The following is a 20107-nucleotide window of genomic DNA, read 5'->3' as shown; positions in this document are numbered from 1 at the left end:
CTAGTTCGGCGCAACCGCAACACCCCACGGCAATTGGCCTACGGTGACCGATTTGATCGGCTCATCCGTTGCGGTGTCGATGAATGTGATATCGTTGGACAGGCCGTTGGTGCTGATGATGGTTTTGCCGTCCGGCATGAAAGCAAGCTGCCAGACCCGCTGCCCCACCAGGACATATTTTTCCACCTCGTAAGTCTCGGCATTGATGACGGCAACCCGGTTGGCGGGGCCAAGCGCCACGTAGGCTTTCTTGCCGTCTGCGCTGATACGTATACCGACCGGCTGGATTTGTTCTGAGCGCAATCCCTGAATGTCGAAGGTAATCTTGTGCTTTACCGCACGTGTCTTGTTATCAATGACAGAGACCGTGCCGCCAATCTCTGCCGATACCCACACTTCCGAACCGTCTGGCTTGAATTGCGCGTAACGCGGGCGTGAATCGACAAGCACGTTATCGGTGATCTGGTGCGTGGAAGTATCGATGAAATGCGCCATGTTGGTCGTTTCCGACGTATTGACGATGGTCTTGCCATCGGGGCTCACACCCATGCCTTCCGGCTCCACGCCAACGGGAATTTCCGCAACAACCGCCCGTGTTTCTACATTGATGACCGTGACGAGATTATCGTTCTCATTGGCCACATAAAGCGTCTTGCCATCGGGGGACAGGATGAAGAGTTCGGGATCCGGACCGGAAGGCAAAGTGCCTACAATCTTGCCTGTGCTCGTATCAATCATTTGCACGGTGTCGTCGTCACTGGCACAGACATAGACTATTTTCCCGTCCGGCGAGATCGTGATGCCGCGCGGGCGCTGCCCGACGTCGATGGTCTTCACCACTTCCATTGATGTGGAATCGACGACGGTAATCGAATTGCCCTTCTCATTGGAAACATAAACCATATTCGCCCAGCCGGGTTGCGCAAGAAACGGCAGCGCTGCGGCCGCAGCAAGTAGGCACATGTGATGTCGCATCCAGTCCTCCCATAGGTTTATCGTTTATTTGAGCCTGCACTTGGTTTCCGGCCTGTCGACACCCAGCGTATCCAGCTCCGAGAACTGGTGCAGGAAGCCCGCTTGCGGTGACGTCGAAACGACGCCGTGTCCGTCACCGATCAGGATCGGCTGCCGCAATTGCCAGTTCCAATTGCGGAATGTGAGCTTCTGGCCTTTGAAAGCCGCAATGGAGAATTCATCGGATTTGATGTAATCCTCGACCTGTTTGGTCTCGGCGCTTTTCGTCCGTGTTATCGCTTCCCCCAGAATGCGCGCAGCCGTCCATGCCTGCATGTCTTTCGACAACATGCGCCGTCCGGTCATCTTGGCGAAACGGCTCTGGATCTGAACGCCGCCCCATTGTTCGCTTGCCGGATGCCAGCTCGAGGCCACGAGACCAGCGGTTCCCACCACCGGCCGCGGCGTCCATGTCCTGTAAGGAACATAGCTGCCGAAGACTTCGCTTTCATCGGCAACAATGACGACGTCATGCTCGGGCAGGTTTTGTGTGAAAACCGGCATCTGTTGCTGGACAAGGACGACGCCACTGTCGGTTCTTCGTGCCGTACCCCGGTCTTCGTACAGGCGTTCCTCAACGATTGTTGCACCGAAGCGGCTCGCGGCACGCCGGACGGCGTCAGCATAGAGCTTGTCATTCTCGTGCGAGCCATAAAGCAGCACCCATTTGCGCCATTGCTTCCAGACAAGATATTGCGCCAGCCCGTCTGCAAGCATGCTGCGTGTCGGTGCAGTGTGGAAGACATTTGGGCGGCACTCCTCCTCGCGTAAAATGTCATCGGTCGCGCCAATGTTGAAAAGCAGCACGCCGGCGTCCTTTGCGATATCCGCTATGGACAACAATTGCTTGGCGGAAACATCCGCAAGGATGAAGCGATCGCCGCGCGCAACCATCTCCTTGAAAGCCGGAACCACATCGGCGTTGAATTTTGTTTCCGTGACATCGAGCGTGAATTGCTGGCCGAGAAATTTGCCTGTCGTGTTGTTGTCGCTAATCGCGACATTCGCACCGGCAACACCTTCGTCGCGCGGCGGTATATCCAGAACCGAAAGGGCCAATTGCGGTTCGTAGGCGCGAAGATAGCCAATGCGTGCGTCCACACTCGGCTTTGCTGATTGATTTGCTGCCGGCTGCTGCGCCGATAACTCAGACACGTTGACGAACAGCAAAAAAAAGCCGAATAAAAACGTGAGAGTAATTGGCACCGTACTCTTCATGACCAAACCATTCATACTGCCGCCATTCAAGTAATGGCGGTGGGTTAAGAACAGAGGTGCCCATAGTGTTTTTAAACAACCCCACCACAATCTCAACCCTTCGAGTCAGCTTTTCTTGCATGCGAGGCAAAGTTTCTCGGTTTCATGCGGGGGCAAGCCAATGACGAAGATGTTGGCCAGTGTGCAGAACCGTCAGGAAGCTGAAATTGTCTTTCAAAGCGGTGCGGATATCATCGATATGAAAGATCCGGCCAACGGCGCACTTGGCGCGGTTGACCTGAGCAAGGTCTTGGAAGTGAAGGACTTTATATCAGGCAGGCGGCCCACCAGTGCAGCGTGCGGCGATCTTCCCATGCATCCGGAAACGATCTGGCGGACGGTGAAAGAGTTCGCAGCAGCAGGTCTGGACTATATCAAGATAGGTTTGTTTCCGTCCGGGCAGTTTGAGGCTTGCGTAACGGCGCTGCAGCCTCTCGCCTTACACAATAAATTGATTGCCGTCGTCTTTGCCGACAATTGGAGCGATTACAGTCAAAACTTGTTTGAAATCTTGGCAGTTGGCGGATTTCATGGCGTGATGATCGACACCGCCGACAAATCCAAGGGCCGCTTGCTCAATCATCTGTCTCCAGACCAGATCGGCAAATTCATCAGGAATGGCCAGTCGAACGGATTGATGGTCGGCGTCGCGGGATCGCTCGAAGCACCGGATATCTCGCGGCTGTTAACCTACGATCCGGATTTTATGGGGTTTCGTGGGGCGCTCTGCGCTGATCTTGACCGAAGGGCATCCATTGATGCGCTGGCAACGGTGAAGATACGTGGTCTGATTCCCGAAGTGCTCGAGCAGGGAATGCCTGCCAGCGTCGATTACAAACTGCTTGCTGCGCGGGGGTATTTTCCTGAACCGGAAGAGGCGGGACTAGGCACGGACAAGATTTTCGTTCGTGATTTTGTTTTGCCTGTGCATATCGGTGCCTATCGTTTCGAGCATGGGAAATCACAGAAGGTACGGTTCGACGTGACGGCCGAGGTTTTGCGGGTCACGCGCAATCCCGAGGATATGCGGCACGTGGTTTCCTACGATCTCATCATGGACGGAATTCGTGCCATCGTTGCCGAGGGCCACGTCGAGCTTGCCGAGACATTGGCGGAACAGGTGGCCGCACTGGTGCTTAGAAATCCACGGGTGATGCGGGTCTTTGTCCGCGCGGAAAAACTCGAAATTGGACCCGGCGGTGTCGGTGTCGAGATCGAGCGTACGCGCGATGTGAAAAATTCGGCCAAGCTGCGGTTTGCGCAGGTGCATGGGGGACGGAAGTCCTCATGAGGCTGCTTGTCGTGAAGCTTGGAGGAAGCACGGCGGGCCATGTGGAAATGCGGCGCTGGATCGAGGTGCTGGCAAGCGCAACGTTTCCACTGGTGATTGTTCCCGGAGGCGGCCCTTTTGCCGATCAGGTGCGGGTCTCGCAAAAGCGTCTTGGCTATTCGGACGCAGCAGCGCATGCGATGGCAATCCTGGCGATGGATCAGTTTGGCATTGCTGTCGCTGAGCATCATGAACGTCTCCAGACGGCACGGTCCATCGTGGAGATCGCTGACGCACTTGAAGCGGGGCTCATACCCGTCTGGCTGCCATCTGTGATGACAGCCGGAGCACCGGACATTCCCATGTCATGGGATATCACTTCGGATAGTTTGAGCGCGTGGCTCGCCGGACAATTGCAAGCTGACGCAGTGCTGCTCATCAAGCAGACCGATGAACACCACTACTATTCATCGGTAGAAGATGTTGCCGCTGCGGGCATCGTCGACAGTATGCTTCGGGATATGCTTGGAGACGGCATGACCCTTCATATTGCCGGGCCGGCGATGTTGGATGCATTGGATTTACCCTTGGCAGGCTTTCCCGGACGCGTGATGATGCGCAATAGTTATTTCGAAGCAACGGGTGAGCAATGACACGACTGCATACGCCGCGATGGGCTTGGGCGCTGACCGGCTCCGGCCATTTCTTCGTGGAGAGTTTCGAGCTCATAAGAACACTCGAACATTGTGACGTGTTCGTCTCCAAGGCCGCCAATGAAGTCCTGCGCATGTATAAGGTGAAGCTCGATTTTCCCGAGACGACACGGGTTTTGCATGACAAGACCGCAAGTTCCGTGCCGGTTGGCGGCTTCTACAACGGGGTTTATCATACTGCGGTTGTTGCCCCGGCGACGTCGAATACCGTTGCCAAATGCGTCGCCGGCATTTCGGATTCCCTTCCGACCAATGTTTATGCGCAAGCCGGCAAATGCCGGGTGCCGTCCATTGTCTTTGCCTGTGATACGGCACCTGAGCTTGAGACGATGGCACCCGGCGGCATGGTCAAAGTCTATCCCAGGCCGATCGATCTTGAAAACACAGCACGTCTCAAGACCTACGAGCGGACCGAGGTCGTCGAGTCTCTGGCAGAGTTGAAGGCAGCCATCGCGCGCCGTGCCAAAGAGGTCGCTTGATATGGCGGAGCATCTCCTGTTCCTGACCGGGCATTTGGCCCGTTCACGGCTGGAGCGCATCCTTGCCGGCCTCAATGACGTGGCATTCACCTATGAAATCGTCAACATCGGCGTGAAGGTTGCGGCGCTTATGAGTGAGGAGATTATCGCGCGTCGGTTGAAATTGCCGGTGACCGCCGACCGTGTCATTCTGCCCGGGCGATATCGCGGCGATCTTGATCGTCTGGGCCAGCGCTTTGGCGTTCCTTTCGTCCGGGGCCCCGATGAAGTTGCCGATCTGCCTGTCTTTCTCGGCCGGGTGGGCAACCCCGTTGATCTATCCAGGCACAATATGCGTATCTTTGCAGAAATCGTCGATGCGTCGGCATTGTCGCTGGAGGCATTGACGCAGCGCGCTTTGAAACTTGCCGCTGCAGGTGCCGATGTCATCGATCTCGGCTGCCTGCCTGAAACGCCGTTTCCGCATCTTGCCGACGCCATTCGCCGTTTAAAGGCGCAAGGCCTCTCCGTCAGCGTGGATTCCGCCAACCCCGGGGAACTTGAAACCGGTGCCGCGGCTGGTGCGGATTATCTACTAAGTCTGACTGAGGAGACCGTTGATCTGGCGGTAAGATACAACGTTACCCCAATCCTCATTCCTGCGATTGCCGGCGATCTCGATTCGCTTGGCCGTGCGATTCACAAGGCACAGACAGCCGAAATTTCTTTCATCGCCGATCCGGTTCTCGATCCCATCCATTTCGGTTTTACCGCGTCGCTTGGCCGATTCATGGAGGCACGCCGCCGCTGGCCGGATATCCCGATGATGATGGGTACGGGCAATCTGACCGAGCTCACCGATGCGGATTCCTCCGGTGTAACGGCGCTGCTCTCGGGTATCTGCTCGGAACTGTCGATAGACAATGTTCTGGTCGTCAATGTCAGCCCCCACACCGTTCGCACGGTCGAGGAGCATGACCACGCCCGCCGCATGATGTTTGCAGCCAAACAGGATCATGCCCTGCCGCGTGGCTATGACGCGGGCCTGTTGCAGGTTCATGATCGCAAACCCTATCCGAACAGCGTTGAGGATATCGCCGCGCTGGCCGGTGATGTGCGGGATGCCAATTTCCGCATTATGACCGCGCCGGATGGCATCCATGTTTTCAACGCCAGCGGTCACGCGACTGCGCAGGGTGCATTTGAACTTTTTCCGCGCCTCGACGTTGAATCGGATGGCGCTCACGCATTTTATCTGGGTGCGGAACTGACCAAGGCTGAAATAGCCTGGAAACTGGGCAAGCGTTACGCGCAGGACGAACCACTCTCCTGGGGAGCGGGTGCGCCGGAAGAGCAGGCGGACCGCCTCAGGTTAAAGGAAGCGGGCCACACGTTGCGATCAAAGAAGGATAGGGCGACTTGACCTATATCAGGGAAACCATCGTCACCACGGTCGATGCCGCCGGTATTGTTCACATTGCACCGCTTGGTATCATCGAGCAGGATCATGGTTGGATCATCGCTCCGTTTCGTCCTTCAAAGACACTGGAGAACCTGGCGGCCGTCCCCTTCGCCATTGCCAACTATACCGACGATATGCTGGTGTTTGCCGGTTGCCTGACGGGACGCAAGGACTGGCCGACTGTTGCCGTCGCGGATTGTCCGGTCCCGCGTCTCCAATCCGCGCTCAGCCATTCCGTGCTCGAGGTGGTGTCTGTCGATGATGACGGGCTGCGGCCGCGTCATTTCTGCAAAGTGGTTTCCGAGGCGACGCACGCCCCTTTTACCGGGCTCAACCGTGCCAAGGCTGCAGTGCTCGAACTGGCTATTCTGGTCAGCCGGCTGCACATGCTGCCGCAGGACAAGATCGAGGCGGAAATCGCCTATCTTACGATTGCAATTGACAAGACTGCTGGACCGGATGAACTGCTGGCTTGGTCATGGCTGCTGCAGCGGGTAAAAGAGCATCAGGAGACGGCCGATTCCAAAGGCAAGAGCGCGGCCCATCCTTCCGGCACAGCCTAGGTTATCCCTGCAAGTACATTGAAGCGAGCAGCGCGACCGCTGCCGCCGGCGCAGCTTTGCTGGCATCGTCGCGTGCACCTGGCGCTGCCGGTATCAACGTTCCGAAATCGACATAGGGCCGGTCCATGCGCTTGGCGAGCTGCCTGATCTGCGGTCTGCCAATACCGGCACCGACAATCGGCGCATCGGCAGCCGGCGCAAGATCGCTTGCGATGCGAAATGCGCCATCATGGATCATTCGCAACTGGTGCTCGCTGAACCACCGGGCAATATCGATCCATTCCACCTCTTTAAGGTCACTGCTATCGCGCCCGACCATGCGCGCCAGTCTCTGGATCGATCCGGCGAGCGTTTTCGGCTGGCGGTCGGCGGATGGATATTTATCATCTGCTTCATCCAGCGTGCCGAGAATGCGGCCGAGATCGGCGGTGTTGGCGAAATATTCGTTCATGAGCGGCGTCATATGCCCCCCTACCGGGACGAGCGCCGCGATGCCGATCAGCGCCGAGCGGGCAAATCCCGTATAGACCAGTTCACCCGTCAACAGTCGCTCCGCATCGGAATAGCCGCGATGGATGAGGTTGCCGTTCATGAAGGCAAGAATATCCGTCGTTGTTGACCCCATATCGACAAAAAGACCGGTATCGGCCAGCTTTGCACTCAGTGATGCCGTTGCGTGCCAATTGGCCGAGGCGATATCGCTCCCCAGGCCACGGGCGGTAGCAATGTCGCAGAAACCTCCACGACCCGCATAGATAAGCGTGTTCTCGTCGCCGAATTTCTCTCCGATGAAATCGAGGAGGCCGGCAACTCCCGCATCGCGGGACGTGAATGTATCCGAGAGTTCTCCAGTCATGGTGAATACATTGAAAGTGCCGTCTGCCTGCAAAGGCCCCAGCTCGCGTAGAGCCTCGCGCACCTGATCGACACCAAGCCAAAGCGGTGTCTTGAAGATTTTCGCCGAGACAATCTCGCCATTTCGGCATTGTGCCATCTTGAGATGGGCACCGCCCACATCCCAACCTGTGATCAGGGGCTTTCCTTTGCTGGCAAATCGGGATTTCATGGCTGTATCATTCCTTGGATTCTGCTCGTGCATATCATTCCGGTACTCGACATAAAAGATGGTCTCGTTGTCCGTGCTCACATGGGCAATCGCGCGGCCTATCGGCCCATCGAAACACCACTCAGCCCAACGGCCGATATCCTCGATGTCGCGCAAGGCCTACGCCAGCTCTACCCCTTTCCTGCATTTTATGTCGCTGAACTGGATGCCATACAGCAAGGACTTGCCGCCGGTGCGCTGGAGCGTCTGAAGCCATTGGTCGCCGTGGCTGATGTCTGGCTGGATGCCGGCTTCGCGAGCCTGCACCAATTGGAAGGCGTCTTGACGATGGACGGTGTCTGGCCGGTATTGGGTTCGGAGTCCCAGGCCGATACCTCCGTGCTTGGGCATTTGAGCGGAAATCCGCGGCTGGTTCTCTCCTTGGATTTTCGTGGGGATGAGTTTGTTGGACCTCCCGCGCTTTTCGAGAATGCGGATCTTTGGCCTGCCCGGGTTATCGTGATGACGCTTCGCCGCGTTGGCAGCAATGCGGGGCCGGATTTCGAACGATTGACCGAGATCAAGCGCCGCGCCGGTGATCGCGCCGTCATTGCGGCTGGGGGCATTCGACATGCCGCCGATCTTGAACAACTGGAAGCGCTTGGCATTTCAGCAGCACTTGTGGCGACCTCTCTGCACAACGGCTCCCTTTCCCCGGAGGCGATCTCATCGCTGATGAACGGGAACGATTCCAGGACGGGGTGAACAAGGGGATTGATCGCTCTTCCCCTCGTCCGGGTCAGAAGCCCAAACTTTTTGCCAACCGGCGCAACAGGCCATCCGGTGCGACAGAGGGCATACTCTGTGCGAGGTTGTCTCTTGTCTAAGCGCTGAAGGGATGTTTCACGGAATCGCGCTGCGCGGTTGCTTCGGCGGCAGTCGGCTTGCCCGTTACTGCGCGCTCAAGAGCTTCCTTGGTTGCACGATAATTGAAGTCCTGAATCTTGGCGTCGTCTTCAGCCTCCCAATGGATGAAAACACCGACGCAGATAAACAGATCGTCTGCTTCATCTGCCGGAATCGTGCCGTCTGCAACGCTGTCCTGGACCGCTTTAGCCACCGCATGCTGTGCCGGGCCAAACATCTGGACCGCCTGCTTGGCTCCTTTGATGGTAACCTTGTTGAACAGAATGGTGTTTGGCTTGCACGCCAAATTCGGCGCGATGACTGCAAGCAGGGATGTGAAGCCATCCTTGTTGTTCGTCAATGCATTGCAGAATGCTGTTTCAACGGCGCTACCGCGCGGTCCGATCAGAAGATCGATATGCGCAACTTCGTTCCCATCGCCTACAAGCGACTCGCCAACCATAACCTTATTGATTTTAGCCACAGCCAAATTCCTCCCTAAACTGTTTCCAAGTGGTTTGTCCAAAGACGCCGTACCTCGAGACACGACTCTCGATGGACAGCTATCCTTGTTCACAGCACCCTCAGAACGGGGTCGGTTGGCCAGATAGCAGCGGACAAAATCCGCTGGAGAAATTCAAGCATTTACCTCGCCATTATGCAAGAGCCAGATAAGTCTGGATGCAAAAAGGGTTGCAACTGTAAGATCAGCCGAGGTGCCTGGATTGATATCTCGAGCTTTAAGTTGAGTATCGAAAGCAAGGAGCAGTTTTTCTCGCTCGCGGCCGTCGTGCATCTCCATCATCCGCGCAAGGATTTTCTCTGCGGCCAGTCGCGTTTCTTCGGCAATTGGCGTGCCGTGTTTGCGGATGATATGGCTATCGGGAAAATTCGAGAGAAAATACAGATAAACCAACACGCTCGGCCACATCGCTGGTTCATTGCGCTCGATGGCTGCGCCATGCGCTGACAAACCGCCGGTGAAGATGTCGGAAAAGTTCGTCGCATATTGCCGGGCAATCATGTCCCGCTCGGATGCAGCACGCATGGCTTCCAGAAGCGGCACATCCGGTTCATTGGCAACATCATGTTCCGGCGCCGATCCGAGGCCGCCTGGCTGCGCCAATGTGATTGCCGCGAATACGTCGCGCGCGTCCTTCATGTCGAGTTGGGCGAGTGTCGCGGCGAGGCTGAGCGGCAGGTCTGATGTCTCACTGGCAGCTGCCCGCGCAAGCGGAGCGCACAGGAGAAGAATGCCCAAATTCGTGTTGGTCTGAACCTTCAGTCGCGTCGCGGCAACGGCCGCAAGAATACGCTCGCCGACAGAATCGGCGGGATCGCTCAGCGGGCCGGATGAGACCTGCGCGCTGTCGAAAAACTGCTGCGCATTCATGCGATGACCATCCGCGAAAACATGCACGTTGCCTGGTTTCAGTGCCTCGATCTCCTGATAGCAGGCGTCGATATAGGCGCGGCGGATGTGTTCCCGTGTCAGGCTCACGCTGCAGGCCTCTCACCGATGTCAGGTTCAATCCGGGTGACAAGTGCGGCGGCAATACAGTCTGCAATACGAACCGGCACAACCGATTGAAGCCCGGACCAGGCCGGCATGCTGTTGACTTCGAGAACAAGAAGTTTGCCATCAGCCGCAGGGATGATGTCGATCCCGGCAAAATCCGTGCCGATGGCGGCCGACGCGGCGAGCGCAAGTTCTTCCAGCTTGCTCATCAACGGGCCAATGACCGGCTCCGCTTTCGCGCCCTTGGCAATGTTGGTGATCCATCCTTCGGCCCGGCGTGCCATCATACCCAGCACTTCTCCCGCGCAGGTGAAGACCCGGTAATCGCAGTAAGGTGGTCCTGGCCGTGCCACGAAACGCTGTAAATAATAAACATCATCCATTTCCTCCGGCTGCGGCAGGTCCTCAATGCTACGGATCAGCCGGATCCCCCGGCCTTGCGAACCGAAAAGCGGTTTGAGCACCAGTGGTCCATGCGTAAGTTCCCGCTCTGCAATGATTTTGGCATTGGCCAGACTTTCAACCGCAAAAGTTTCCGGTGTCGGTAACCCTGCCTGTGCCAGGAAGAATGTCGTCGTGGACTTGTCGACGCACCGCTCGATCGCCTTGGCAGAATTCCAAACGGGAATGCCAAGATGAGCAAGGGCGTGCAGGATCCCGAGACGGCGCGTGATCGCCTCGAATGTTCCTGATGAAATCGACCGTACGATCACGGCTGCGGGTAAGGCGCCGTTCATGCGTGGGACGGCAATGCCGGAGGGGTACCGGGTATCAAAACCGATATCTGCCAGCGGCAATGTCTGAACATTGAAGCCATGCGATCGCAGTGCGGTGCGCAGTTGTTTCACCTGACCGTCGGGCCGGTCGGAAAGGATCAGTATTGTTTCTGTCATTGTGTCCGTCAGTCCAGGGATTGTTTGAGCATTGCTTCATGGATTCCGCCGCTGCGGAAAGTATCGCCGGTTTCGATCGCGGTAACAATGACCTCGGCGGGGCTGAACAGATGTGGGTCGATCGCGTAGAAATCACCTTTGAACTTCTTGAATATGTCGGCAAAAGGCTGGCCGTGGTCGCGTGATGTATGGCTGGGAAGCTGTTCAGCGAGTGTGCGTGCGGCTTCTGAGGTGCCGCGCACGAAAAGCTGGACGGTGCCGCCATAGATGATCGCGTCGTTGGTTCTGCCCATCGCCTTCAGAAAGTCCGGATGCGGAGCAGGGATGGGCGCGCGGCCCGCGCCGTCAACGATGTCACCCAGCGGAAATTTCAGATCGTGCGCCTTGTGCATTGCGACTTCAAGGACACGCCCGACAATCTGCACCGCACCTGTCAGACTTTGCGTCGGTGCATAGATGAATGTCAGGTTCTCGGGCGCAAATCCTGTCGCCTTGGACACTTTCTCAACGATGGCCACAGGCGGCGGCGTCGTGGTTTCAAGCACGATGACCGACGATTTTGCCTCAGGTTCACGATAGGCAATTTCATCAAAGAGTGGCTCGACCCGCGCCAGCGTCCGGGCTGGCCCCGATCCCATGGCGAAGTATTTCTCGTGCGAGAGGTTCCAGCCGGCATACTGGCTGGCAAGGCAGGCCAAAACCGGTTGTGAAGATCTGACATTCACGCTGTAGGGCCATTTGCCTGTATTGAGTGTTGCCGAAACCACGCCAAGACCGCCCATGCAGATTTCGACAATCCGCAGTCCGGCTTCGACGCCGCCCGGACAACTTGCCCCTGCGTCAATCACATGCTCGCCAAGGTTGCCACGACTGTGATTGATGCCAAGCCGTTCCGCTTGCTCGATCATCTTATCTGCCAGATGTTGAGCGCTTCTGTTGAGATAGGCGTGACCGTCTCTCATGAAAACTCCTCCCTCCAATTAACCGCGAGTTGTTTGACGCGGCCCTTCACGGCTTTCATCGCTGCGGAGGCAGAGGGAGCCGTGGCGAAAACGGTACAAACAGGATCACCGGCTTGAAGGGAGGTGCCTGCTGTTTGGTGGTCTGCGGTGAGCGTCGGCCAAACAACATCCGGAAATGCGCTGATGGCTTTTGCGGTATAGGCGATTGCCGAGGCCGCCGAGATTTTGTAGCTGGGTATCGAGAAATCCGATCCGGTGACCGCATGTAAATGCTGGCGCAAAAGAGGCGTTTCTTCCGTATCGAAAATATCAAGCGTGGCACCTGGTCGTGGATTGATTTCGATGAGATGCAGACCCTCTGCGCCAACGATGAAATCGGCGCTGCATAAACCGGTCAAACCGGTCCGTCGGGTCAAAGCCGTCAGCCAATCGCCTATCTGCTGTGTTCTGCGCGGGTTGTAGCGGAGTAGCCGGACCGCGCCTCCATAGCGAAAGGGGCTGTTTTCCGACGGAGAAAACCATTGCCGGCTCAGGCCAATCACGTGCGCCTTGTCCCCATTGGCCAGAAACAGGGCAGAGAGATTCCTGCCTCGAACGAACCGCTGAAAATAGTATTCTTGTCCCGATGTTCCGCGATGCGCAGGCCTGACATGTGAACCGCCCGCACCACCGGTCAACTTACTCAGCCAATCCCGAGGATTGTCGGGAGTGTCGAAACATATATCGGGATGCGGTATGGCAAACTCGGTGCATAGCTGCGACAGAGAGACGGGGTCCTTGACGAGACGAACCGTCCTGGCGCTGTTTCCTGCAACGGCAAAGTGTTGTGAAATCGCCTCTATCATCTGCGGATCGCGCTCGAAACCAGAGCCGTAGATCACGGCCACCGGGTCATCATCCCCGGCCAGTTTTTGCAGCGTTTCTACAAGATGTTTTCGGTCGATACCGTTCTGCAGGCTCCCCGAAAGTTTCACGGCGCGTTCCGCCAATGCCAGCGTGTCAGCATCGTTGAAGAGGTCGGCAACCAACGGCCGCAAGCCAGCCCGCCGCGCTGCCGCGGCAAGCGAGCGTCCAGAGACAGCGGCTATCAGAACCGCATTATTTGGCGAGTTCGCGAGCAAGGGCAAATGCGTCCCGAAAATCAAAGATAACCGGCTTCTTCGCCTTGATCATCTGTTCGAACAAACCGGCTTGAGTCTTGTATTTGACATTACCGATAGAAAGCGGGCCAATGCCGACAGCTTCTGTCGCATCGAGCGGATCGGCATTGGCGTTGACCTTCAGTCCTTCGATACCAGCTGGCGGAACGGCGTTGACGTCGGCAGCGATCAGAAGCTTGCCGGCCTTGCCGAGTTGTGCGGCCGATATGAGCTGCACACCCGCTTTTGCGGCGGCCAGCACGACCTCTGCGGTTCGCAGGACCTCCATCTTTTTCGCTTCGGTTGACCCGTCGGCTGGCTCAACAGTCAGATTGAACCTTTGCTTGATCGACGCGGCGATCGCCTTCACCCGCTCAATGCCGTCATGGCCGATGACCGTCACGTTTGCCCCCTGCTGGGCTGTAATCACCGCGGTGCAATAGCCGACCACGCCTGTCGCGCCGAAGACTGCCACGCTGGTTCCTTCCAGCTTGCGGCCGTGAATTTTGGCGAGGGCCTTTTCGACTTTGGCCACCATGGCGGCGGCGGTTGTGAATGATCCCGCCGGGTCGGCAAACACCGAGATTTCGAAGGGCGGAACCATGGCATTCCTTGCTGCATCCAGCATGTCGAGCGCTACGGGCGCGTCCTTGCCAGCAAGGAAAATGCCCGTGGCCACACCCGCATCCGGTGGCCGCGAGAATATGGCGTCTTGAACAAGATTTCCGACATCCGAAAGAGTGACGTCGGTGTAGGGAACAACGGCGTCATAACCTGCGTCGAGCGCCATGTTGACGTCGAAAGGGCTCATTTGCCGAAGCGGGGTTAGCATATGCAGGATCGTTTTGCGGCTCACGGTATCCGCTCCTTCTTGATGACGGCGCCCATGGTACAAGCTCTGGCAAGATTCAGAGCGGTATGCGTGATATCAGCCCCGGCATTTCTTCCTGCGACGATTTGAATGGCCGTGCCATGGGGGTTGCTGTGGATGGTATTGACGATCCGCTCGGCTTCCGCCTGTGACGCTGCGAAGGCGAAGCCCGTCGGTCCCCATGAACTCTGGCCAATACCGACTGCGCCAGCCTCTGCAAGCCGCCTTATGGTGGTTTCAACCCGTTTGCTGGTGAAAATTCCACCCTGTGCGGGTGCAAAGTAATTGCCGATCTCGGTCTGGATGGCGGCGATCGATCGGCCAAACGAGGCGAGGTTCCGTTCGATCAGGCCGGGCATGGCGCTCATCAGCACAAGACGGCTGATCGCTGCCGATGTCGCCACCGGGAACGGTGGTAACGCCTTGAAAGCTTCGACCTCGGCATTGCCGTGAATGCCTTGGGTTGACGTGTCAAAGACAAGAATGATTCGCCATTCCTCGGGAAATGCAATCCGCGAGATAATGGTGGGTGCAGCGCCGTGGGTGGCTTTGCCCGCATCGATAATGACACCCCCCGCGTCGAACGCAGCTATGCCGATGCCGGATCGCGCCCCGCGTCCCAGCAGATGGGCATCGTTCACGATATCAAGCGGTATCGCATGCAGAGTGCGCAGCGCCGCTGCAACGGCAAGGGCAATCTGGGTGCCGGAGCCGAGGCCGATATGTCGGGGAATGGTTCGATGCACGACAACCCTGTGGTGCGCCGTGATCCCAAGATGACGGGAAAGGGTTGCAATATGCTGCGCAACGCGTTCCCGCTCGTCTCCTTCGATATGGGCTTTTGCCGCGCGGGAGATCGTCAGAACGGTCGAAATGTCCTGAATGGGTAAGCCAATACTGCCGAACCGGTCCTGACCAGGTTCGGGTATGTTGCGTGGTATATCAAGGAAGCCAAGGTGAAGACGGGCCGGGACTTCGATCGTGACGGATTCCGACATTTGCTTAATTTACACAATCTCAGAAATCGGGCCCTGCAGTATGATATCGTCTTTCGGGCGAGGCGCAAGCACCATGAGCAAAGAAGTGGAGGATTGGTCAAATGGTTGAAGAAGCGAAAGGGGCGAGGCCCGCTGAAAAGGTGTATTCAGAACCTGAAATTATTGCGAGACTCGAGAAAGATCTGCCGCACTGGCGCTATGAGAACGGCTGGATTCGCCGGAAATACAAGACGCATGGCTGGAAATCGACCCTGATGGTCATCAATACCATCGGTCATCTGGCGGAGGCGGCCTGGCATCATCCGGATCTTAAGGCATCGTATGCCTGGGTGGAGGTACTGTTGATGAATCATGCTGCCAAAGGCGTTACAGACAAGGACTTCGATCTTGCAGCGAAGATTGAAAGCGTTGTCCAATGGCAGCCGGGCCAGGGGGCGGGATCGCTTGAAGGGACGCCGCAAACTGACCAGCGCTTTGCCTATATCAAGTACGACAATTGATCCCGTAAACTTTTGCGTCTTCACAGGGTTCACATTCGAGAAAAAATAGCTAAGCTCAGGTTGGCACCAGAAAGTTGCGGAATATGTCGGTTGCATGGATTGGCAGCCAGCCGGTACCTTTGACGGATGCAATTCGGAATGCTGCGAAGCTTCTGGCATCATGCCGCTGCCCAGTTTTCACTCTCGATACGGATGTGCATGGTACGCGCAGCACCATCGCGCTGGCGACCATGTTGGGCGGCGCTTGCGATCATGCCAAAGGTCAGGTGCTTGCAAATGAAGTTGCATTGTTCACAAATCATGGCGGCATGTTCACGACACCGGGAGAAGCGCGCCGTCGCTCCAGCCTGATCATTCTGGTCGGTGAAATCCCGCCCCTGCACCACGACCTTTTGCAGGCCTGGGCGGCCTCGCAACCCGATCTTGGTGACAAACACAGCCGTCGCTGGTTTCACATCGCGAGCGATGAAACAAGTTCATCGCATGGCAAACTTCTGCGGCAGTTGAAGGCCAAACCGCTGCGCGGAGAGGGCCTTTCGCTGGAAGCGACGCTGGCGCTTCTGCGGGCTCGATTGCAGGGCCGTCCTGCATTGTCCTCGCTGAGCAATATCGATTCTTTTGAAAAGGCCCTGGCGACCGCGCAATTCCCGGTTTTCGTGTTTTCCGGCAGTTCAGTTGAAACTGCGGGTCTCGTCATGTTGCAGGGGTTGATCGCCGACCTGAACAGAAAGGGGCGTACCAGCAGTGTATTCCTGCCGGCTGATGACGATGCATGGGGTTCTGCTCTTGCCTCGCTGTGGATGACCGGATTTCCACTCCGGACAGGTTTTATCAATAGCCTCCCAAGCTATGACCCGGTGCAATGGGACGTCCAGCGCATGATTGATGCAAAGGAAGCGGATCTTCATGTCTGGGTGTCGGGTCGCAGCGGTCAAATTCCCCCCAAGGGGGAAAAGATCGCCTTGATTTCGTTGAGCCGGACCGAAGTACCAACAGCTGGCGCGGCGGTAACGATTGCCGTTGGTCAGGCTGGGGTCGATCATGATGGTGTTGCCTATTCGAGCCGGATCGGCACGTTCAGAGCGGTACAGGCCGTCACGCCGTCGCATCTGCCCAGTGTTTCAAAGGTCATAGGCCAATTGGCTGGTGCATTGCCTGGAAGAAGGGAATTCGCATGCTGATCCGCTTGTCAGGTGGTGACGTCGTCGACCCAGTCAACGGCAAAACCAGCCAGCGTGACGTTTGGATCAGGGATGAGGTGCTCATCGATGCGCCAAAGGGTGAAGCGGCAGATCAAACCCATGATGTTTCGGGTTGTATCGTCATGGCTGGCGCTATCGATATTCATTCCCATATCGGTGGTGGCAATGTGAATACCGCGCGCCTGCTCCTGCCGGAGCATCACGCGGCACACATGCCAAGGCCTGCCAATACGCCACTGTCGAATGCAGGCTGGTCGACTTTCCAGACCGGCTGCCTCTATGCGCAAATGGGTTTCACGACGGTGGTGGAGCCGGCCATGGCGCCCTACACCGCGTTGCATACGCATCTGGAGCTGGCCGATATTCCGATTATCGACAGGGCGACATTGGCGATACTCGGCAATGACGATTTTACCCTGTCTTTGCTGCGTGACGGCAAATCGTCGGCAATGATCGACGATTATGTGGCGTGGGTGGTTGGTTCAACACGCGCTCTTGGTGTCAAAGTCATCAATGCCGGCGCAGCTGCGGCATTCAAGGACAATGTCCGCTCCTTCTCGCTGGATGACGTCGTTCCGGAATATGGTGTCAGCTCACGCAAAATCGTCAAGTCGCTCCAGTCTTCGGTGACCCGGCTTGGCATCCCGCATCCGCTGCATGTCCACGCCAACAATCTCGGCATTGCCGGCAGCGCCGATACGGCGGCTGCAACCATCGCGGCAACGGAGGGCGTGCCCCTGCATCTGGCCCATCTGCAATTCTATGGCTATGGCACCGGAGGCAAGCGGAAGTTCTCGTCGGAGGCAGCGCGGCTGGCGGAAGCCGTCAATGCCAATCCCGATGTCACAATCGATGTCGGTCAGGTCATGTTCGGCCAGACCGTGACAATTTCCTCAGACGTGATGCGGCAGTTTTCCGCCATCGGCAACGCCAGTCCGAAAAAGACCGTCATCTTTGATGGCGACGGCAATGGCGGTGGCGGAATCGTGCCCTACCGCTACAAACAGGATTATTACGGTTCGCTGCAATGGGCTATCGGGCTTGAGCTCTTCCTGCTGATCACCGATCCATGGCGGGTGTTCTTCACGACCGATCATCCCAATGGCGCACCATTCACGGCCTATCCGGAATTGTTCGAGCTGCTGATGAGCAGTGCGTCCCGCGACACGAAATCGGCGGAACTCAATGCTGCCGCGCTTGAACTGACGACGCTCGCGTCGGTTCGTCGCGAATATACCCTGGAAGAGATCGCGATCATGACCCGGGCGGCGCCCGCCAAATTGCTTGGCCTCAAGGATCGCGGTCATCTGGGAGCAGGGGCGATTGCCGATATCGCCATATACCGGAAGGGCAGGGATATCGCCAAAATGTTCCGCGAGGCCGCATTGGTTTTCAAGAATGGCGATCTGGTCGTTAAAAATGGCAAGGTCAGTCGATATCGTTGGGGCAAAACGCTTCGGCTCAATCCGCCGCCCGACAAGGCGATAATCAAGCGCATGAAGACCTATCACGAAGAGCGTTATGGACTGTCACTGGACTGGTTCACATTTCCGGATTCTGCCATCCAGCGCGACGAACCGTTTGCCGAGGTGCCATGCAACAGCTGAGCCGCAATGGCGTTCTTATTGACGATACCTTCGCCGAAGCTTTCGGCATGCGTGCGACGGCGATCATCATCACCGCGCCGACCCTGAAATGGGCGCGGCAGGCCGCCATCACCATGACAGGCTATGCGACCTCGGTTATTGGCTGCGGTTGCGAGGCCGCGATTGATGTCGATTTGCCCGCATCCAAGACGCCGGACAGGCGGCCGGGATGCCGCGTGATGATTTTTGCCATGGGAACCGACGATCTGCAGAAGCAATTGAAAAGCAGGCTTGGCCAATGTGTGCTGACTTCGCCGGGAAGTGCCTGCTTTGCCGGTCTCGAAGGTACGGCCCCGCTCGACCTCGGCAATTCGCTGCGCTACTTCGGCGACGGCTGGCAGATATCGAAGAAATTTGGCGGAAAGCACTATTGGCGCGTTCCCGTCATGGATGGCGAGTTCCTGTGTGAAGCAACAACGGGGCTGACCAAGCTTGCGGTTGGCGGTGGCAATCTGCTGTTTCTCGCGGCCGATAACGCCAAAGCCTTGAATGCAGCGGAATACGCGGTTGCCGCCATCGAGAAAGTAGCGGGAGCGATCATGCCATTTCCCGGCGGTATCGTCCGTTCCGGTTCGAAAGTGGGCGGAAAATACAAGGGGATGATGGCTTCTACCAATGACGCCTTTGCACCGACATTGCGCGGCGTTGTTGACAGTGCTTTGACGCCCGGGGTCAACGCGGTGCTTGAAATCGTCATTGATGGAGAAACCAGTGATGCTGTTGCGGCTGCCATGCGCGCGGGGTTGAAGGCGGTCATTGATCTTGGCTCGGAGAAGGGCGCGTTGCGGATAAGCGCTGGCAACTACGGCGGCAAGCTTGGCAAATTCCATTATCATCTGAAGGATTTGCTGCCATGAAAGCGTTGACCTTCTCGCTGTTGGCCCTACCGGACGAACGTCTGGATCTATCATGCCTCACGCCTGCTGCTTTGGCCGGACTGACGGATGTCCAGATTGCCAAATTGCGCATCGGGACGAGTCGCAATCCGGCTCTGGTCGGCGATGTGTTCAGGATCACCGGCAAAGACGTGAATAATATCGTGTTCGAGGGCGGCAGTTCGCGGTTTGACAAGGTGGGGGCAGGGTTGAGTGCCGGATCAGTCCGAGTGATGGGCGATGTCGGCAACCAGGCGGGCAGAAGGCTGTCCGGCGGCACGCTGTATGTGGACGGGAGTGCCGGAACCCATGCCGGTTCGGGCATGATCAATGGACGGCTTGAGATCAAAGGCAATGCCGGAGACTATCTCGGTGGGCCGCTTGCCGGTGAAATCACCGGCATGGAGGGCGGCCTGTTGATCGTCCGCGGGAAGGCCGCAGATTATGCGGGGGACCGCCTTCGCCGCGGAACAATCGCGATATTCAAAGGTTGTGGCGATTATGCCGGCTATCGCATGATCGCCGGAACAATTGTCATTACCGGCCGTACCGGCGCCATGGCTGGCTATCTCATGAAGCGCGGTTCATTGCTGCTTGATCGCCCGCCGGAGAATTTGTCGCCAACTTTCATGCCGTGCGGCGAGCCTGATATTGCTTTTTCCCGGCTGTTCGATCGCTTTCTGATGGATGAGAAAATCATGGACAAGCCGCTTCTCGGTCCAAAACCGGGAAGATATGGTGGCGATACTGCGGTGTCTGGTAAAGGGGAAGTGCTATTTCGACAACAGCATCGTTGAAGGCCTGAGCCGAATTC

At 57.1% G+C, this 20107-nt stretch carries 21 protein-coding genes; 11 read left to right on the top strand and 10 right to left on the bottom strand.

The genetic code is table 11. The features are described 5' to 3' along the window. A complete protein-coding gene (locus J1W56_RS16440; RefSeq protein ID WP_223614350.1) occupies window positions 1-963 on the bottom strand; it encodes a YVTN family beta-propeller repeat protein in 963 nt (320 codons plus the stop codon). A gap of 36 nt (window positions 964-999) precedes the next feature. Continuing rightward, entirely contained in the window at window positions 1000-2232 is a 1233-nt protein-coding gene (locus J1W56_RS16435; RefSeq protein ID WP_404928309.1) for an ABC transporter substrate-binding protein, read from the bottom strand. A 169-nt stretch (window positions 2233-2401) separates the two neighbouring features. Between J1W56_RS16435 and J1W56_RS16430 the strand changes: the two genes are divergently transcribed. Genes J1W56_RS16430 through J1W56_RS16410 form a run of 5 tightly spaced genes read left to right on the top strand, consistent with a single transcriptional unit; the run spans window position 2402 to window position 6737 of the window. After that, on the top strand, window positions 2402-3562 hold the full coding sequence (locus J1W56_RS16430) for a (5-formylfuran-3-yl)methyl phosphate synthase (protein WP_264319157.1): 1161 nt from the start codon (window positions 2402-2404) through the stop codon (window positions 3560-3562). Continuing rightward, window positions 3559-4194: an amino acid kinase family protein gene (locus tag J1W56_RS16425; RefSeq protein ID WP_223614347.1), complete on the top strand. Its 636-nt coding sequence runs from the start codon at window positions 3559-3561 to the stop codon at window positions 4192-4194. The genes J1W56_RS16430 and J1W56_RS16425 overlap by 4 nt, the downstream gene beginning before the upstream one ends. Next, window positions 4191-4733 carry a flavoprotein gene (locus tag J1W56_RS16420; protein ID WP_223614345.1) on the top strand — a complete coding sequence of 181 codons (543 nt, stop codon included), beginning with the start codon at window positions 4191-4193 and terminating at the stop codon, window positions 4731-4733. Before J1W56_RS16425 ends, J1W56_RS16420 begins: the two co-directional genes overlap by 4 nt. Window position 4734: 1 nt before the next feature. Further along, on the top strand, window positions 4735-6135 hold the full coding sequence (locus tag J1W56_RS16415; protein ID WP_223614344.1) for a DUF6513 domain-containing protein: 1401 nt from the start codon (window positions 4735-4737) through the stop codon (window positions 6133-6135). Further along, window positions 6132-6737: a DUF447 domain-containing protein gene (locus J1W56_RS16410; RefSeq protein ID WP_223614343.1), complete on the top strand. Its 606-nt coding sequence runs from the start codon at window positions 6132-6134 to the stop codon at window positions 6735-6737. Before J1W56_RS16415 ends, J1W56_RS16410 begins: the two co-directional genes overlap by 4 nt. Before the next feature lies 1 nt (window position 6738). Here the strand turns inward: J1W56_RS16410 and J1W56_RS16405 are convergent, their stop codons facing one another. Further along, on the bottom strand, window positions 6739-7803 hold the full coding sequence (locus J1W56_RS16405; protein WP_223614342.1) for a hydantoinase/oxoprolinase family protein: 1065 nt from the start codon (window positions 7801-7803) through the stop codon (window positions 6739-6741). A gap of 27 nt (window positions 7804-7830) precedes the next feature. Here J1W56_RS16405 and J1W56_RS16400 point away from each other — a divergent pair, with 27 nt between their 5' ends. Beyond that, entirely contained in the window at window positions 7831-8547 is a 717-nt protein-coding gene (locus J1W56_RS16400; protein ID WP_223614341.1) for a HisA/HisF-related TIM barrel protein, read from the top strand. A 118-nt stretch (window positions 8548-8665) separates the two neighbouring features. On the opposite strand, the gene fae is transcribed toward J1W56_RS16400, so the two are convergent. The 7 genes from fae to J1W56_RS16365 all read right to left on the bottom strand — a co-directional run bounded on the left by fae (window position 8666) and on the right by J1W56_RS16365 (window position 15070). After that, window positions 8666-9172, bottom strand: a complete 507-nt coding sequence (fae, locus tag J1W56_RS16395) for a formaldehyde-activating enzyme (protein WP_105734854.1) — start codon at window positions 9170-9172, stop codon at window positions 8666-8668. A 153-nt stretch (window positions 9173-9325) separates the two neighbouring features. Further along, window positions 9326-10189: a triphosphoribosyl-dephospho-CoA synthase gene (locus J1W56_RS16390; protein WP_223614340.1), complete on the bottom strand. Its 864-nt coding sequence runs from the start codon at window positions 10187-10189 to the stop codon at window positions 9326-9328. Continuing rightward, the gene (locus tag J1W56_RS16385) at window positions 10186-11100 is read right to left on the bottom strand and encodes an ATP-grasp domain-containing protein (protein WP_223614339.1); all 915 of its coding nucleotides are present in this window, start codon (window positions 11098-11100) and stop codon (window positions 10186-10188) included. The genes J1W56_RS16390 and J1W56_RS16385 overlap by 4 nt, the downstream gene beginning before the upstream one ends. Before the next feature lie 8 nt (window positions 11101-11108). After that, window positions 11109-12062, bottom strand: coding sequence for a methenyltetrahydromethanopterin cyclohydrolase (mch, locus tag J1W56_RS16380; protein ID WP_223614338.1), 954 nt, complete (start codon window positions 12060-12062; stop codon window positions 11109-11111). Then, window positions 12059-13183, bottom strand: a complete 1125-nt coding sequence (locus tag J1W56_RS16375) for an ATP-grasp domain-containing protein (protein WP_223614337.1) — start codon at window positions 13181-13183, stop codon at window positions 12059-12061. Before J1W56_RS16375 ends, mch begins: the two co-directional genes overlap by 4 nt. After that, entirely contained in the window at window positions 13161-14057 is an 897-nt protein-coding gene (locus J1W56_RS16370) for an NAD(P)-dependent methylenetetrahydromethanopterin dehydrogenase (protein WP_319025557.1), read from the bottom strand. Before J1W56_RS16370 ends, J1W56_RS16375 begins: the two co-directional genes overlap by 23 nt. After that, window positions 14054-15070, bottom strand: a complete 1017-nt coding sequence (locus J1W56_RS16365) for a beta-ribofuranosylaminobenzene 5'-phosphate synthase family protein (RefSeq protein ID WP_223614336.1) — start codon at window positions 15068-15070, stop codon at window positions 14054-14056. Before J1W56_RS16365 ends, J1W56_RS16370 begins: the two co-directional genes overlap by 4 nt. A gap of 101 nt (window positions 15071-15171) precedes the next feature. On the opposite strand from J1W56_RS16365, the gene J1W56_RS16360 reads away from it, so the two are divergent. From J1W56_RS16360 to J1W56_RS16340, 5 genes are all read left to right on the top strand, one after another. Next, window positions 15172-15570, top strand: a complete 399-nt coding sequence (locus J1W56_RS16360) for a 4a-hydroxytetrahydrobiopterin dehydratase (RefSeq protein ID WP_223614335.1) — start codon at window positions 15172-15174, stop codon at window positions 15568-15570. An 83-nt stretch (window positions 15571-15653) separates the two neighbouring features. Continuing rightward, window positions 15654-16751 carry a molybdopterin-binding domain-containing protein gene (locus tag J1W56_RS16355; protein WP_223614334.1) on the top strand — a complete coding sequence of 366 codons (1098 nt, stop codon included), beginning with the start codon at window positions 15654-15656 and terminating at the stop codon, window positions 16749-16751. Next, window positions 16745-18379 (top strand): formylmethanofuran dehydrogenase subunit A, encoded by a 1635-nt coding sequence (locus tag J1W56_RS16350; RefSeq protein ID WP_223614333.1) that lies wholly within the window; start codon window positions 16745-16747, stop codon window positions 18377-18379. Before J1W56_RS16355 ends, J1W56_RS16350 begins: the two co-directional genes overlap by 7 nt. Then, a complete protein-coding gene (gene fhcD / locus J1W56_RS16345; protein ID WP_223614332.1) occupies window positions 18367-19275 on the top strand; it encodes a formylmethanofuran--tetrahydromethanopterin N-formyltransferase in 909 nt (302 codons plus the stop codon). The genes J1W56_RS16350 and fhcD overlap by 13 nt, the downstream gene beginning before the upstream one ends. Then, window positions 19272-20090: a formylmethanofuran dehydrogenase subunit C gene (locus J1W56_RS16340; protein ID WP_223614331.1), complete on the top strand. Its 819-nt coding sequence runs from the start codon at window positions 19272-19274 to the stop codon at window positions 20088-20090. Before fhcD ends, J1W56_RS16340 begins: the two co-directional genes overlap by 4 nt. The last annotated feature ends 17 nt before the right edge of the window (window positions 20091-20107 follow it).

The organism is Phyllobacterium calauticae (assembly GCF_019991125.1).
GTDB classification, from domain to species: domain Bacteria; phylum Pseudomonadota; class Alphaproteobacteria; order Rhizobiales; family Rhizobiaceae; genus Phyllobacterium; species Phyllobacterium calauticae.
This window is presented reverse-complemented; position numbering and strand designations above follow the sequence as displayed.